Below are 13,256 nucleotides of genomic sequence, written 5' to 3'. Positions count from 1 at the left end.
GTCATCACCATGCCGAAGGCCGGGAAGCCCTGGACAGCGACAGTGGACGGGGTGCGGGTCGTCGTCCTGTCCCCGGAGCAGTACGACGGGCTGGAGGCCAACCGGCGGCGGGTCGGAGGACTGCAGACCCTGGTCGCCCGGATGAAACAGGAGCTGCGCCACGGGCGCAGGCTGCTGAGCGAGGTGGAGCAGTTGCTGGCGGAGCTTCCCGCCGAGCTGCTCGCAGACCTGGAGGATCGGATGGATCCGGGTCGCGGGCTCTCCGAGCTGCTCGACGACGTCCGTGCGGCACTGCCGGCCGGTGCCGCGTCGTCCGGCGGTTCCGACGTGCGCGGGGAGTGACGCCGCGTGGCCCCGCTGTCGGAGCAGGAGCGGCCGGGACTGCGTTGACCACCGGTGATACGGCTGTCGCATGTGGTACTGCCGGACGGCGGTCTTTACGGACGGGCTGCGGCTCGCCCACCCCGGAACGGTCGACGAGTCGTGCGGGTCTCGGGCCGTGAGGGACGGATGTCGAAGGGTACCTCGGGGGAGTACTGGACCGCGCCGGCGCTGCCCAGCCGGTTCAAGCACGACCTGTTGAGCCGGTACATACCGAAGTTCGGCGGAATGACCGGCTCACCGGGAGGTGAGGTGGTCCACCTGGACGGGTATGCGGGAGAGGGGCGCCATCTCAACGGCGAGTCCGGGTCGGCCGACCGTGTGCTCAGGGTCGCGGCAGCGCACCAGGGCCGAGGACTGGTCCGCTGGACGTGCTTCTTCGCCGAGAGGTCCGCCGACTCGTTCGTCCAACTCGAAACACCGGTGAACGAGTACCGGTCCCGAGGGGCGGATGCCCGGGCGTTCCACGGCGACGTCCACGGGCTGGTGGACGAGGTCCTCGCCGCTGCGATCGGCAGGCCTCGTGGAGCAGTTCACCCGTGTCAACCCACCGCCGGGCAGTGACCAGGCGAGTGGCCCCCCGTCGGCGACGACCTCACGAACCAGCAGAATGTGATCCCCGGCCCGCAGCAACCCGGCCACCACCTGTACATGGGGCCGGACCTTCGCCGCTGTGTCGGGATGCATCCCGCGCCAGAGGCCAGCAGGTGCGGCAGGGCGGCTCGGGTGGCACGGACGGCGGTCAGGAGGTTGACACTCAGGGCCCAGCCCCAGTCCTCGTCTGTCACGTTCAGGAAGCCATCCACCCTCGGGCGCACTGCTCCGACATTGTTCACCAGCACGTCGATGGGTGACGCCGGTGGTCGGGTGGACGGCGTCGGCCCCAGTTCCAACAGGACCACGGCAGTCCGAACCCGCAGACGGAGGCGGAAGGAGCAGCGTCGCGGCCGGCTGCGACGAGTCATAGCATGGCTACCTGGTGTAACCGGATCATCATGGCTCGATGACGACGAAATGAGGAACCCATGGCCAGCAAGGCCAGCATCGTCTTCGCTCACGGGCTCTGGGCCGACGGGTCGTGCTTCAACAAGCTCATTCCCGCGCTCCAGGCCGAGGGGCATGCGGTCTCCAGCTCGCAGCACGGCCTCGACTCGCTCGAAAGCGACGTCGCGTGCGTCACCCGCTCCATCGACCACGTGCCCGGCCCGGTCGTGCTCGTCGGTCACTCCTACGGCGGGACCCTGATCACCAAGGCCGGCGTTCACGATCGCGTGGGCGCACTGGTCTACATCGCCGCGCTCGGCCCGGACGAGGACGAGACCTCGCAGGAACAGCAGAACAAGTTCCCCCGTACGCCCGTGTTCGATCACATCGACATCTCCCACGGCCGGATCTGGCTCAAGGAGTCGGGCACCGGCGATTTCTGCGGCGATCTGCCGCCGGCCGAGCAGCAGCTCGTCCGGGCCGTGGGCGCCGTGCCGGTCCCCGACCTGTTCGACCAGCAGGTACCCGGCACCGCCTGGCGCTCCAAGCCGAGTTGGTGCATCGTCGCGAACAACGACCGGACGGTGAACCCGGACCTGGAGCGGGCCGCCGCTGAGCGCATGGGCGCCAAGACCTACGCCGTCGACAGCAGCCACGTGCCCATGCTCTCGCACCCGGATTTCGTCCTCGACATCATCCGCGACGCCGCGAAGTCCCTCGAAGCGTAGGCACCCGTCGAACGGCTCTCTCCTGGCGGCGCTCGCGGTAGGTCAGCGGCGATCAGGGTGCCGCGCCGGCCGTGCGTCAGGTCAGTGCGGGCCGCCGGGCGGCGGAGATGCGTTCGGCGAAGGCCTGCAGCCGCTCCGGGTCGGGGGCCACCCGGGGACTCACCGTCCGTACCCGGGTGAAGCCGGGCAGCGGCTGCTGCCAGTCGTCCATCGGGACCGACAGGTAGACCGGCCCGGCGGGCGGTTGGAGCGCCAGAGCGTAGGCGCGCATGAAGGCCTCGGGGACGTCCTCGGCGCGGGCCGGCTCGTACGACCACTTCACCCAGGGCTGCGGCAGCACGGTGGCCTCGCGGTTGGCGAGGTACGGCTCGCCGATCAGCAGCTCCCGGTGCTGCTGGCCGGCGGTGACGATCAGGGGGTGTTCGCGTGGTACGCCGCCACCAGGTTGCCCATGGCGTTGCCGGTGCCGGCCGAGGAGTGCAGGTTGACCAGCGCGGGGCGGCCGGTGACCTGGGCGAAGGCGTCGGCCATGGTGATGGCGGAGGCTTCCTGGAGGGCCAGGACGTAGCGGAAGTCCGGGGGGAAGTCCTGGAGGAAGGGTTCCTCGGTGGAGCCCGGGTTCCCGAAGACCGTGGTGAGTCCGAGTGTGCGCAGCAGGTCGTACGTCACGGTGCGGACAGTGGATCGCTCAGCCATCGGTGCCATCGCCTTCGCCCGAGGATTTGGGGTGTCAGGGCCTGAGGGGGCGGGTGTCGGTCCAGTCGACCAGCAGTCGGCGTTCGGCGAAGAGCCAGTCGCCGTCCTGCTTGACGAACCGGTCGAGGTAACGGATGGACGCGATCATGATCGTGCGTTTGTCGTCCGGGCCGGACGAGACGTGGTGCGCGAGGCAGTAGGTCTCGCCCTCGGCGTGGTCGCCGTCGAGGGTGACGGTGCTCTGGCCGTTGAAGTGGGTGGTGGCCCGGTACTGGTTGAGATCGTCGAAGACCGGCGCGAGGGCGGTGCGTCCGCGCAACTCCTGGGTCGGTTCGGCGGCAGTGGCGTCCATGTGGACCAGGAAGCGGGTGTCGTCGGTGAACAGGGCCATCTGGCCCGCGGCGTCCCGGCGGTCCGCGCAGTGCGCGTAGGCGTCGACCAGCCGGCGGATGGCCAGCCGGTCGGCGGCCTCCTGAGGTGGGACGGCGTCGGGGGAGGGCACATCGGCTCCGATCCTCGTGCTGCCTGACACCAGCAGGAGAGCACCGGCTCGGGGCGCCCCGCAACCGGACGAGCGGGACGCCGCCGGTGAACTGCGAACCTTCCCTTCTCCCGGGCAGTGCCGGCCTGCGGCAGGTCACACGCTCGGAGCGGCCGGGTGCGGTGTGCCACTGCGGGAACGGTGTGCCGTGCGGGAGCGGCCGGGCTCCGAGAGCAGGCCGCGGAAGGCCGTGGCCACGGCGTCGGGGCACTCCTGCATGGCGACGTGGCCGACTCCGGGCAGGGCGAGGAGTCGGGCGTCGCGGAAGGCTGCGTAGGCCCGGGTGGCCGTGCGGAAGGGGACGAGGCGGTCGTCGCGGCCGTAGACGAGCAGGGTGGGGGCGGTGACGCGGGCGGCCTGGCGCCAGGGTGACGCCGCGCCGGGCCGCAGGTGGGTGCGGACGACCGCGCGCACGCCCTCGGCCAGCATGTCCCGGGTGTGGGGGAGGGCGGCCCGGCGCAGCCGTTCGCGCGACTCGGTGGCCCGCTGGGCGGCGCCGACGCGGGAGGGGTCGGCGTAGATCAGGCGGTAGAGGTCGTCGAGGTCCCGCTCGGGGCCGCGCGCGGACAGCAGCCGGGCGTGCAGGCGGGAGGCGCCCGGCAGCCCGAGCAGGGAGATGCGCAGGGCCGGGGGCGGCGGGAGGGCGGGCAGGACCGGGGAGATGAGGGTCAGTGTGGCGACCAGTTCCGGGCGGTGGGCGGCCAGGTGGAGGGCGGTCAGAGCGCCGAGGGAGTTGCCGACCAGGTGGACCCGTCGGTGCCCGGTGCGATCGAGGTGACCGGCGACGGCCAGGGCCTGGCCCCGGACGGTGACGAGGCCGTCGGGCGGGGGAGCGGAGCGGCCGAAGCCGGGGAGGTCGAGCGCCAGGCAGTGCACCGACGGCCGGAGGCGCTCGACCAGGGCGGCCCAGTTGTGGGTCCAGCCGCCCAGCCCGTGCAGAAGGACGGCGGTGTCGGCGTCCGGGCGCGTGCTGGGAGCGTACTCGGCGGCGAGCGGCTGGTGCATGACGGGTCCGTTCCGTGTTGTCAGATGCGCCCGGCTCCGGCGGACTCCGCGACCGCCAGCCGGTAGTGGTCGACCAGCCGGTCTCCGACCGCCGCCCAGCTGTGTCCGGCCACCGCGGTCCGGCCCGCCCGGCCGAGCGCGCGGCGCAGCTCCGGGTCCCGGGCGAGCCGTTCCACGGCCTCCCGGAAGCCGGAGCCCGCGCCGGGCGGGACGAGGAAGCCGGTGCGTCCGGGGCGGACGAGGTCGAGCGGCCCACCGGCCGCCGGGGCGACCACGGGCAGGCCGCTGGCCATCGCCTCCTGGAGGGTCTGGCCGAAGGTCTCGAACGGCCCGGGGTGCGCGAAGAGGTCGAACGAGGCGTAGAGCCGGGCGAGTTCGTGCCCGGTGCGGCGGCCCAGGAAGAGGGCGTCCGGCAGTGCGGCGGCCAGCCGGGCGCGGCAAGGGCCGTCGCCGACCACGACCAGCCGGACGCCCGGGAGCCGCGAGACCTCGGCCAGCCGGTCGACCTGCTTCTCCACCGCCAGCCGTCCGACGTAGCCGACCAGGACCTCTCCGGGCCGGCCGAGTCGGTGGCGCAGGACCTCGTCGCGGTGGCCGGGGTGGAACCGTACGCAGTCGACGCCGCGCGGCCACAGGTGGACCCGGGGGACGCCGTGGGCCGTCAGGGCGTCGAGGGCGGACCGGGACGGCGCGAGGGTCCGCGCGGCCCCCGCGTGGATCTGCCGCAGCCGGTGCCAGGCCAGCCGGGCCCCGGCCGCCCCGGCGAAGGGCAGGTAGGTCCGGGCGTAGGCGGCGAGGTCGGTCTGGTACACCGCCACGACGGGGACGCCCGCTCGCCGGGCCTCCGCGGCTCCGGCCGCCCCGAGCACGAACGGGCCGGCCAGGTGGACCACGTGCGGGCGGTGCCGTCCGATGGCCTCGGCCACCTGATGCCCGGGCAGGGCGATCCGCACCTCCGGGTAGCCGGGCAGCGGGAGGGACGGGACCCGGACCACCTCGCAGTCGTACGCGGCGCGGCGGTGCCCGCTGTCGCGTCGGCGTGTCGCCGGGGTCACCACGAGCGGGAAGTGCCCGCGGGCCAGGAGGTGTTCGGCGGTCCGCAGCACGCTGTGAGCCACGCCGTTGAGTTGTGGGGCGAAGGACTCGGTGACGATCACCACCCGCAGCCGCCCGCCGCCGGCTGCCGGGCCGTCCGGGGCGGGCGCCGACGGCCGGGGCGGTACCCCGCTCACGGGGCGGCCTCCGCCGCGGCTGCGCCCCCTGGGCGGGCCGGGACGGAGCGGCCGACCGTGCGGAGGTCCCGCAGGATCTCCCGGAAGCATGCGGTCAGGCCCGCCTCGGCGTACGGCACTCCGACCTCCGCGCAGTAGGCGCGCACCAGGTGCGAGGCCGGGCGCAGTGCCGCCGCCGGCATGGTGGGGAAGAGATGGTGCTCGATCTGGTACCCGAGTCCGCCGAAGAGGGCGTGGACGAACCGGCCGGCCCGCAGGTTGCGGGAGGGCAGCACCTGCCGGCGGAGGAAGTCGGTGCGCTCGGCGTCGGGGCCGGTCAGTGGCATGCCCTTGTGGTTGGGGGCGAAGACGCAGCCCAGGTGGACGCCGAGCAGGGCCACGAACAGCACGGTGAAGGCGAGCGCCTGGAGCGGTGCGAGCACGGTGGTCGTGAGGGCGGCGGCGAGGGCGTAGTGGAGGCCGGCGAGGGTGCGTTCCAGCAACGGGTGGCGCACGGTTCCGCGGACGAGGGTCACGCCTGTGGCGACCAGCAGGCCGAGCGCCTGCAGGGACAGCAGCGGGAAGAACAGCTCCGCCTGGTACCGCGCCACGAACCGCCGCAACCCCTTGGCCCGCTGGGCCTGTTCGGTGCTGCGAACGAAGAGCAGGGAGTCGGCGGCCGGGTCGTGGCCCACGCGGTTCGGGTGGGCGTGGTGCCGGTTGTGGTCGTCGACCCACCAGCCATAGCTCATGCCGACCACCAGGTTGCCCAGCACGATGCCCACCAGGTCGGTCGTCCGGCGGTCGGCGAACACCGCGCGGTGCGCGACATCGTGGCCGAGCAGCGCCAACTGGCCGAACAGCAGGGCGAACAGCGGCGCCAGGCCGAGCTGCCACCAGCTCGCGCCGAGCGCCACGAAGCAGACCAGCAGCCCCGCCAGCGCCGCGACGAGCGCTGCACCGCGGCACGCGTAGTACAGCGGGCGCCGACGCAGCAGACCGGCCTCCGCCACCCGCCGGTGGAGCTCGGCGAACTCACCACGCCGGACGGTCCCGTCCTGCGAAGGGTCCTGAACGGTCATGCCACCCCCTGGCCTCGGCGCGCCCCGGCCGCCCGGGGCCGCACACCGTCGCCCGGGCGGGGAGGATCCGATTCTTCCGCGCGCGAATCGCCACCGTTCCGCACTGCGGGCGACAGCGACCCGATCGGGTGAGCCGCTGCCGCCGGTCCCCGATCCGCTGTTCGGTGGTCGATGGCCCGCACGACCCCGTCGCCGGGTCCCGCCGGGAGGCGCGGGCTCCGCCGCAGGCCATGGGCCCGATTCGGCTCGGGCGTTCGTCCCCGGCGACGGCGGGCCGGGGCCCAGGGGCCCGGCAGATGGATCCCGTGGACCCGCCCACCAGCGGGTACCTCACCCGGTCGATCGCGGCGTTGCGCTGGTACACCTTGATCTTCGTGGGCCAACGCGTGTCGCCGCAGACCGCGTCGAGGCATCCGGCCGGCGAGTTCGTGCAGCTCGGTTCGGCGCGTCGCTGTCGTCCGCGCCGTCGAGGCGGGCGCGCTCACTGCGGACGACCAGGGCGTGGGCGAGTCCCGGTGCCCGCGCGGGGACCTGGTTGCGCGGGCGGGTGAGGACAGGCCACCCGCGGCAGTCCTGGTAGGCCGCAGGGGTGGCCGACGACCTCCGGCCGTCGGGTCGAGGCGCTGGACGAAAGCCGCATCGGCTCACGAAATACCAGGCTAGCGCGGGACGAACGCTTGATGTACGGTCGTACACATCGATGATGTACGGTCGTACATCATCTCGGCGTGAACGGCCGCCGACAGCGACTCCGCGTACCGCCCATGAAGCGGGGTGCGTGTGCGCAACGCATGCCTTTCCTCACCTCAGCGACGAGGCGCTCTTCCGGAGCCTCGAAAGGACCGTTTGTGATGTCAAGAATCGGCGGCTCGGCGACAGGCCGTGTCCTATTTCCGGAGAAAGTCGCTTACTCGACCGGCGACCTCGCGTTCAACCTCGTGTATGTCGCCACGGGCACATACCTCATGTTCTTCTACACCGAGGTTGTCGGAATTCCGGCAGCTACCGTCGGCACGATGTTCCTGGTGGCCCGCCTGCTTGACGGAGTCTGGGACCTTGCCGTCGGCGTCCTGATGGAGAAGCTCACCTCGCGGTTCGGAAAAGCCCGGCCGTGGCTGCTCTTCCTCGCCGTTCCTTATGGCGTGAGTGCGGCACTTCTGTTCTCGGCGCCGGACCTCGGCGAGACCGGGAAAATAGTCTACGCATTCGCGACCTACATGCTCTCCGGTGTCGTCATCTATACCGCGATGAACATCCCCTACGGGGCTCTCAGTGCTCTGATGACCGAAGACTCCGGGGAACGCGGCCTGTTGAGCACGTTCCGCATGGTCGGCGCGTATGTGGGGACACTCATCGTCGCCGCGCTCACCATGCCCCTCGTCGACGCGTTCGGGGGAGGCGCCGGCGCGTGGACGCTGACGTTCTCCCTGTACGGCGGACTTGCCGTCGTCCTCTTTTTCATCGTGTTCGTGTTCTGCAAGGAGCGCATCGGTTCGCATCGCGCGTCGGACGAGGCCGGTTCGTCCGACGCGGCCACCCCCGCCGTGGCGGCGGGCCGTCCGTTCACGACCCGTGAGGGTCTCGCGTCGCTGCTGCGCAACAAGTACTGGCTCCAGCTCACACTCCTCGGGATCCTGCTGCTGTCGGCGTACGGCCTTGTCGGGGTCTACCCGTACTACGCCCAGTACGCGCTCGGTGACGAGAACCTCGCGACGATGCTCTTCACGTTCCGCACCATCGTCGAATTCGCCGGTGTGTTCCTCGCCATCCCCCTGGTGAGGCGGATCGGCAAGCGCAACATCTCGCTGCTCGGATGCGCCGCGATGGTCGTGGGGCAACTGGTCATCGCGACGGCCCCCACGGCGCTTCCGGTCGTCCTCACCGGCCTCTCGATCGGCGGCGTCGGCGTGGGAAGCATGTTCGCGGTTCTGTTCGGCATGGTCGCCGACACGATCGAGTACGAGGAGTGGCGCAGCGGTATTCGCGCGGAAGGGCTCGTCTTCGCGGGCGCGACCATCGGGCAGAAGATCGGCGGCGCTCTCGGCGGTGTCGCCATCGGCTGGATGCTCGGATTCGGCGGTTTCCGGGAGGGCGGCGGCGCGAACCAGCCGGCATCCGCCCTCGGTGCGATCGACTTCGTCTTCATATGGCTGCCCCTGATCTTCGCCATCGCGATGGCCGCCGTCCTGGCCTTCTACCACCTCGACAAGGAGCACCCGCAGATCCTCGCGGACCTGCGCAAGCGCCGCGCCGAGTCCGTTTCTCCCGCTCCGGAGGGCGCGGCATGAGCCCGCGAACGCACCACGCGACACCCGATTCCGCCGTCGAACACATACATGAGGCCTTCGGTACCGCGGAATGGTGGCGCACCGCGGTGATCTACCAGGTGTACCCGCGCTCGTTCGCCGACTCGGACGGCGACGGGAACGGCGATCTCGGCGGCATCAGGAACCGCCTCGCCTACCTTCACGACCTCGGTGTCGACGCGATCTGGATCTCCCCCTTCTATCCTTCCCCGCAGGCGGACGGCGGCTACGATGTCGCCGACTACCGCGACGTCGATCCGATGTACGGAACTCTCGCCGATGCCGATGACCTGATCGCGACCGCACACGCGCTCGGTATCCGGGTGATCATCGACATCGTGCCCAATCACACCAGTGACGAGCATCCCTGGTTCCAGGCGGCACTCGCAGCCGGTCCGGGTTCTCCCGAGCGTGACCGGTACTGGTTCGTCGACTCGCCCGGGGTGCCGAACAACTGGCCCAGCGAGTTCGGGGGACCGGCGTGGACCCAGGTGGCGGACGGGCAGTGGTACCTGCACCTCTTCGACCGAAAGCAGCCCGATCTCAACTGGGAGAATCCCGAAGTACGGGAGATGTTCGCGGGGACACTGAGGTTCTGGCTGGACCGGGGCGTCGACGGTTTCCGGATCGATGTCGCCCATCACCTGGTCAAGGCGCCGGGCCTTCTGGACTTCGATGCCGACTGGGACGCGTACAACAGGGGCGCGCTCCCCACCAACGCCGTGCCGTTCGCCGACCAGGACGGCGTCCACGACATCTACCAGCAGTGGCGGGCGATCCTCGACAGCTACCCCGGGGAGCGGGCGATGGTCGCGGAGGCCTGGGTGACGCCCCACGACCGGCTCGCCCTGTATGTGCGAGCGGACGAGTTCCAGCAGGCGTTCAACTTCGACTACATGCGCGCGACCTGGGACGCCGATGCCCTGCGGGCGCAGATCAGGACCACGCTGCGGAACGCGGACTCCGTCGGCGCGCCGGCGACCTGGGTGCTCTCGAACCACGACGTCATTCGTCACGCGACCCGGCTCGTGCGGGCCGACCCGACGATGGCACCGTGGATCCTCGAGGCCACCGAGCCCCGGCCGGACACCGGACTCGGGCTGCGCAGGGCGCGGGCGGCGACGGCGCTCATGCTCGCCCTCCCCGGCAGCTCGTATCTGTACCAAGGTGAGGAACTCGGCCTTCGAGAGGTGATCGAGCTCCCCGCCGAGGCCCGCACCGACCCCGACTTCCTTCGTGGGGGCGGGCACCGCCTCGGCCGCGACGGATGCCGGGTGCCGATCCCCTGGAAGAAGGACGCCCCGGCGTTCGGCTTCAACGACACCGGCGCCTCGTGGCTTCCGCAGCCCGCCGACTTCGGCGACTACGCCGTGGACCGGCAACGCGGCCGTGACGGCTCCACGCTGGAGCTCTACCGGAGCCTGCTCGCCGTACGGCGGCAGCGACAGCTGGGGAACGGGTCGCTCGCGCTCGTCGACCTCCGACCGGACGTCGTGGCACTGGACGTCACCAACGATCGGGGAACCACCCGGATCGTGCTCAACCTCGGCTCCGAGCCCTGGCCGATTCCCGCGAGCGCGCGAGTGCTCGTGGCGAGCGCGGACGGCGTGACGGACCTCCTTCCCACCGACTGCGCCGTCTGGTTGACGGACTAGACCAGCGGGTGGTCGCCCGACGGGGCGGCCACCCGCCGTGTCGGCTCGCGTACGATCGTCCCCGTACAACGCGCAGCCCATACGCAGTCCGGAGGCGGAACCGAATGGCCAGGCAAGTCGACGCGGGACGTCGGGACCGCATCATTGACGCCGCCGTCGACTGCATCGCGGAACAGGGCGTGGCAGGAACGTCCCACCGAGCGGTCGCCAAGCGCACCGGAGTCCCGCTCGGCTCGATGACGTATCACTTCTCCGGCATCGACGAACTCCTCTACGAGGCGTTCCACCGCTTCACCCAGCGGATCCGCGACATCGTCCGGAAGAGGTTCCAGCACACCGAAGGACCCGCCGACGCCATCGATGCGGTGATCTCGCTCATCTACGACGACTTCGGCGAGGACCAGAACATCTACCATCTCACGTACGAGCTGTACGCCATCGCCTCTCGCCGCGCCGAATTCCGCCCGCTGGTCCACGAGATGATCGACGCCGGATTCACCGCACTCCGGGCGCACTTCGACGAGGAAACAGCCCGAGCGATCAACACGTACATCGAGGGCGCGTCCACGCACCTCACCCTGGACACACGCCCGCAGACCGTCGATCAGATGCGCCACGCCCTCCAGCGACTGGCCGGACTCGGCGCCCGCTGAACCCTGGGCGTTCGGTACCGCGGCTCACCGTGCCGTCGATGCGGATACGTCGGGTTCACGCTCCGGACGGAGACGGCCTCGGTGAGCGTGGCCACCGTCTCCTCGCGCAGGCCGTTGTTGTGGCTAGAAGCCCGGGGCGTGGTAGCCGTTGAGGTACCAGAGCGCCGCGGAGTACCAGAGCAGTGCGATGGTGAGGACGAGGGCGCCGCCGGCGGCGGGCAGGGCCCAGCCGGGCAGCCGTCGGTGGCGGACGACGATCACTTTGGCGACGAAGGCGCCGTAGAGGAAGCAGCCGCTCAGTGAGTGCAGGGTGGTGCGGGCGTCGGTCAGTTGCACCCCGTAGGCGACCAGGCAGTGCCGGGCGATCGGCAGGGAGAGCAGGAAGGCGGCGAGGCCGCCGAGCCGGTGGATCCGGCCGACCGGTCGTGGTGCCGCTCCCAGGCCGGGGAGTCGCCCGTACAGCCAGAGTGCGAGCAGCAGTTGGATCAGGGCGAGGCCGAGCAGGGCGGTGCCGAGCTCGGCCTTCAGCTGCTGGGCGTCACCGAATCGGGCGCCGAACAGGGCGGTGGCGTATTCGGGAGTGTGTGCGCGGCCGAACCAGAACACGCCGACCACGACCGCGACCGGCGGGAGCGCCCAGAGCACGGCCCGTAGCGTTCGTCCGGACGCCGGGCGCTCGTCGCCGGTCACCGGATCAGCTGCTCTCGACCTTGTTGCCGGCCGGGTTCACGACGTACCACTTGGCGCCGAAGGCGGTGGACTCCTGGCCGTTGGTGTCGCCCTGGGCCTTGTCGCCCTGGAAGTGGTAGAGCGGGTGGCCGTTGTAGACGATCTGGGTCTTGCCGTCGGTGCGGGTGCTCGTGGACAGCTTGGTCTGGTCGGCGCCGTGGGCGGCGGTGGGGGCGCCCTCGGTGAGGGCCGGCGGCCAGGCCGCGGCGCAGTCGCCGTAACAGGTGGAGGCGGTGGAGGTGTCCTTCTCGAAGAGATAGAGGGTCATGCCCTGGGAGTCGACCAGGATGTCGCCGAACTGGCCGATGGGTGCTGTCGCGACGATCGCGGCGCCGACCGCACCGGTCGGGCTGCTCGTGGCGGTACTCGTCGCGGTACTCGTCGCGGTACTCGTCGCGGTGCTGGTGGCGGTGCTGGTCGGCTGCGTCGCGGCGGGGGAGGGGCTTGACTGGCTGGTGGTCGATTTGCTGCTGGAGCAACCGCCGCACACCGCGGTGAGCAGGGTGACGGCGGCGAGCGAGACGGCCGCGAGGCGGCGCTGGTTCATGGGGCTCTCCGGCGGGTCGAGGACTCTGGGCACCACTACGGCCAGAGCGGCCCGACGCGGCCCCGGCGGCGCGCCGGACAGTCAGCGCGTCGGGGGACGCGGGTGAAGCCGATCGGCCGAAGGCGTGGCGCCGGGTGGGTGATCGCCGCCGGGTTGCCGCCGGGTCGGCGGCGGTGAGGGGCGGTGTGGCCGCGAGTCCTGCCAGGGCCGCGGCCGCCAGGGTGCCGCGCCGCTTCGCCGTTCGTGCTCGTGCTCGTCGTCATCGCCGCGCCCTCCATCGTCCTGCGGGCGCGGACACGCGATCCGCTCATCCGGTGCGGGGAGGGCCGGTCAGGTCGTGGGGTCGAGCGCCGGGTCCGATCCGTCGGCCTCGGCCTCGGCCTCGGCCGCGTCGCTCAGGCCGAGGCGCAGGTGCTCGGTGTGATAGACGGCCTGGTCGAGGAGTTCGGCGACGTGGCTGTCGTGCAGCGCGTAGACGACCGAGCGGCCCTGGCGCCGGCCGACGACCAGGCCGAGGTTGCGCAGCAGACGAAGCTGGTGGGAGCAGGCGGACTGTTCCATGCCGACCTCGTGGGCGAGTTCGGTGGCGGCGCAGGGGCCTTCGCGCAGGCGGGCGAGGATCAGCAGCCGGGACGGTGTGGCCAGGGCCTGGAGAGTGTTGGCCACCCGGGCGGCGTTGGACGCGTCCAGGCGTGTGCGCGGGACGGCGTTCTTCGGGGGAGCGGCTCCATGACCCAT

Annotated in this window: 16 protein-coding genes; 6 read left to right on the top strand and 10 right to left on the bottom strand. The window is 71.4% G+C overall.

Annotation, left to right across the window (positions count from 1 at the left end; genetic code table 11):
* Nucleotides 1-9: 9 nt before the first annotated feature.
* Together ACFVUH_RS31955 and ACFVUH_RS31950 are read left to right on the top strand one after the other, a co-directional pair.
* Nucleotides 10-342: a hypothetical protein gene (locus ACFVUH_RS31955; RefSeq protein ID WP_387916902.1), complete on the top strand. Its 333-nt coding sequence runs from the start codon at nucleotides 10-12 to the stop codon at nucleotides 340-342.
* Nucleotides 343-510: 168 nt separating this feature from the next.
* Nucleotides 511-945 carry a hypothetical protein gene (locus tag ACFVUH_RS31950; RefSeq protein ID WP_387916943.1) on the top strand — a complete coding sequence of 145 codons (435 nt, stop codon included), beginning with the start codon at nucleotides 511-513 and terminating at the stop codon, nucleotides 943-945.
* Here the strand turns inward: ACFVUH_RS31950 and ACFVUH_RS31945 are convergent.
* Complete coding sequence (locus tag ACFVUH_RS31945) at nucleotides 924-1,346, bottom strand: SDR family NAD(P)-dependent oxidoreductase (protein ID WP_387916900.1); 423 nt, start codon at nucleotides 1,344-1,346, stop codon at nucleotides 924-926. The genes ACFVUH_RS31950 and ACFVUH_RS31945 overlap by 22 nt on opposite strands.
* Nucleotides 1,347-1,406: 60 nt before the next feature.
* On the opposite strand from ACFVUH_RS31945, the gene ACFVUH_RS31940 reads away from it, so the two are divergent.
* Nucleotides 1,407-2,093, top strand: coding sequence for an alpha/beta fold hydrolase (locus ACFVUH_RS31940; protein WP_387916898.1), 687 nt, complete (start codon nucleotides 1,407-1,409; stop codon nucleotides 2,091-2,093).
* Nucleotides 2,094-2,169: 76 nt separating this feature from the next.
* Here ACFVUH_RS31940 and ACFVUH_RS31935 read toward each other — a convergent pair whose 3' ends face one another.
* The 6 genes from ACFVUH_RS31935 to ACFVUH_RS31910 form a co-directional block, all read right to left on the bottom strand.
* The gene (locus tag ACFVUH_RS31935) at nucleotides 2,170-2,433 is read right to left on the bottom strand and encodes a hypothetical protein (protein ID WP_387916897.1); all 264 of its coding nucleotides are present in this window, start codon (nucleotides 2,431-2,433) and stop codon (nucleotides 2,170-2,172) included.
* A gap of 71 nt (nucleotides 2,434-2,504) precedes the next feature.
* A complete protein-coding gene (locus ACFVUH_RS31930) occupies nucleotides 2,505-2,789 on the bottom strand; it encodes a thiamine pyrophosphate-binding protein (protein WP_387916896.1) in 285 nt (94 codons plus the stop codon).
* Between the two features lie 34 nt (nucleotides 2,790-2,823).
* Complete coding sequence (locus ACFVUH_RS31925) at nucleotides 2,824-3,291, bottom strand: nuclear transport factor 2 family protein (RefSeq protein ID WP_387916895.1); 468 nt, start codon at nucleotides 3,289-3,291, stop codon at nucleotides 2,824-2,826.
* 135 nt (nucleotides 3,292-3,426) lie between these two features.
* Complete coding sequence (locus ACFVUH_RS31920; protein WP_387916893.1) at nucleotides 3,427-4,335, bottom strand: alpha/beta fold hydrolase; 909 nt, start codon at nucleotides 4,333-4,335, stop codon at nucleotides 3,427-3,429.
* 20 nt (nucleotides 4,336-4,355) lie between these two features.
* A complete protein-coding gene (locus ACFVUH_RS31915) occupies nucleotides 4,356-5,501 on the bottom strand; it encodes a glycosyltransferase family 4 protein (RefSeq protein WP_387916941.1) in 1,146 nt (381 codons plus the stop codon).
* 62 nt (nucleotides 5,502-5,563) lie between these two features.
* The gene (locus tag ACFVUH_RS31910; RefSeq protein WP_387916891.1) at nucleotides 5,564-6,628 is read right to left on the bottom strand and encodes a fatty acid desaturase family protein; all 1,065 of its coding nucleotides are present in this window, start codon (nucleotides 6,626-6,628) and stop codon (nucleotides 5,564-5,566) included.
* Between the two features lie 851 nt (nucleotides 6,629-7,479).
* Between ACFVUH_RS31910 and ACFVUH_RS31905 the strand changes: the two genes are divergently transcribed.
* From ACFVUH_RS31905 to ACFVUH_RS31895, 3 genes are all read left to right on the top strand, one after another.
* Nucleotides 7,480-8,916 carry an MFS transporter gene (locus ACFVUH_RS31905; RefSeq protein ID WP_387916889.1) on the top strand — a complete coding sequence of 479 codons (1,437 nt, stop codon included), beginning with the start codon at nucleotides 7,480-7,482 and terminating at the stop codon, nucleotides 8,914-8,916.
* On the top strand, nucleotides 8,913-10,589 hold the full coding sequence (locus ACFVUH_RS31900) for a glycoside hydrolase family 13 protein (RefSeq protein ID WP_387916887.1): 1,677 nt from the start codon (nucleotides 8,913-8,915) through the stop codon (nucleotides 10,587-10,589). The genes ACFVUH_RS31905 and ACFVUH_RS31900 overlap by 4 nt, the downstream gene beginning before the upstream one ends.
* A 104-nt stretch (nucleotides 10,590-10,693) precedes the next feature.
* On the top strand, nucleotides 10,694-11,242 hold the full coding sequence (locus ACFVUH_RS31895) for a TetR family transcriptional regulator (protein WP_355359583.1): 549 nt from the start codon (nucleotides 10,694-10,696) through the stop codon (nucleotides 11,240-11,242).
* 123 nt (nucleotides 11,243-11,365) lie between these two features.
* Here the strand turns inward: ACFVUH_RS31895 and ACFVUH_RS31890 are convergent, their stop codons facing one another.
* From ACFVUH_RS31890 to ACFVUH_RS31880, 3 genes are all read right to left on the bottom strand, one after another.
* A complete protein-coding gene (locus tag ACFVUH_RS31890) occupies nucleotides 11,366-11,887 on the bottom strand; it encodes a DUF6529 family protein (RefSeq protein WP_387916886.1) in 522 nt (173 codons plus the stop codon).
* A 49-nt stretch (nucleotides 11,888-11,936) separates the two neighbouring features.
* Nucleotides 11,937-12,518 (bottom strand): hypothetical protein, encoded by a 582-nt coding sequence (locus ACFVUH_RS31885; RefSeq protein ID WP_387916885.1) that lies wholly within the window; start codon nucleotides 12,516-12,518, stop codon nucleotides 11,937-11,939.
* A gap of 330 nt (nucleotides 12,519-12,848) precedes the next feature.
* Entirely contained in the window at nucleotides 12,849-13,256 is a 408-nt protein-coding gene (locus ACFVUH_RS31880) for an ArsR/SmtB family transcription factor (RefSeq protein WP_387916883.1), read from the bottom strand.

Source organism: Kitasatospora sp. NPDC058032, from assembly GCF_042885845.1.
In the GTDB taxonomy this organism is placed as follows: Bacteria; Actinomycetota; Actinomycetes; order Streptomycetales; family Streptomycetaceae; genus Kitasatospora.
This window is presented reverse-complemented; position numbering and strand designations above follow the sequence as displayed.

Coding starts and splice junctions, on each gene's coding strand:
- ACFVUH_RS31930 (WP_387916896.1), bottom strand. CDS start 2,789: ATGGCTGAGCGATCCACTGTCCGCACCGTGACGTACGACCTGCTGCGC.
- ACFVUH_RS31895 (WP_355359583.1), top strand. CDS start 10,694: ATGGCCAGGCAAGTCGACGCGGGACGTCGGGACCGCATCATTGACGCC.
- ACFVUH_RS31905 (WP_387916889.1), top strand. CDS start 7,480: ATGTCAAGAATCGGCGGCTCGGCGACAGGCCGTGTCCTATTTCCGGAG.
- ACFVUH_RS31900 (WP_387916887.1), top strand. CDS start 8,913: ATGAGCCCGCGAACGCACCACGCGACACCCGATTCCGCCGTCGAACAC.
- ACFVUH_RS31880 (WP_387916883.1), bottom strand. CDS start 13,256: ATGGGTCATGGAGCCGCTCCCCCGAAGAACGCCGTCCCGCGCACACGC.
- ACFVUH_RS31945 (WP_387916900.1), bottom strand. CDS start 1,346: ATGACTCGTCGCAGCCGGCCGCGACGCTGCTCCTTCCGCCTCCGTCTG.
- ACFVUH_RS31940 (WP_387916898.1), top strand. CDS start 1,407: ATGGCCAGCAAGGCCAGCATCGTCTTCGCTCACGGGCTCTGGGCCGAC.
- ACFVUH_RS31920 (WP_387916893.1), bottom strand. CDS start 4,335: ATGCACCAGCCGCTCGCCGCCGAGTACGCTCCCAGCACGCGCCCGGAC.
- ACFVUH_RS31910 (WP_387916891.1), bottom strand. CDS start 6,628: ATGACCGTTCAGGACCCTTCGCAGGACGGGACCGTCCGGCGTGGTGAG.
- ACFVUH_RS31950 (WP_387916943.1), top strand. CDS start 511: ATGTCGAAGGGTACCTCGGGGGAGTACTGGACCGCGCCGGCGCTGCCC.
- ACFVUH_RS31955 (WP_387916902.1), top strand. CDS start 10: ATGCCGAAGGCCGGGAAGCCCTGGACAGCGACAGTGGACGGGGTGCGG.
- ACFVUH_RS31885 (WP_387916885.1), bottom strand. CDS start 12,518: ATGAACCAGCGCCGCCTCGCGGCCGTCTCGCTCGCCGCCGTCACCCTG.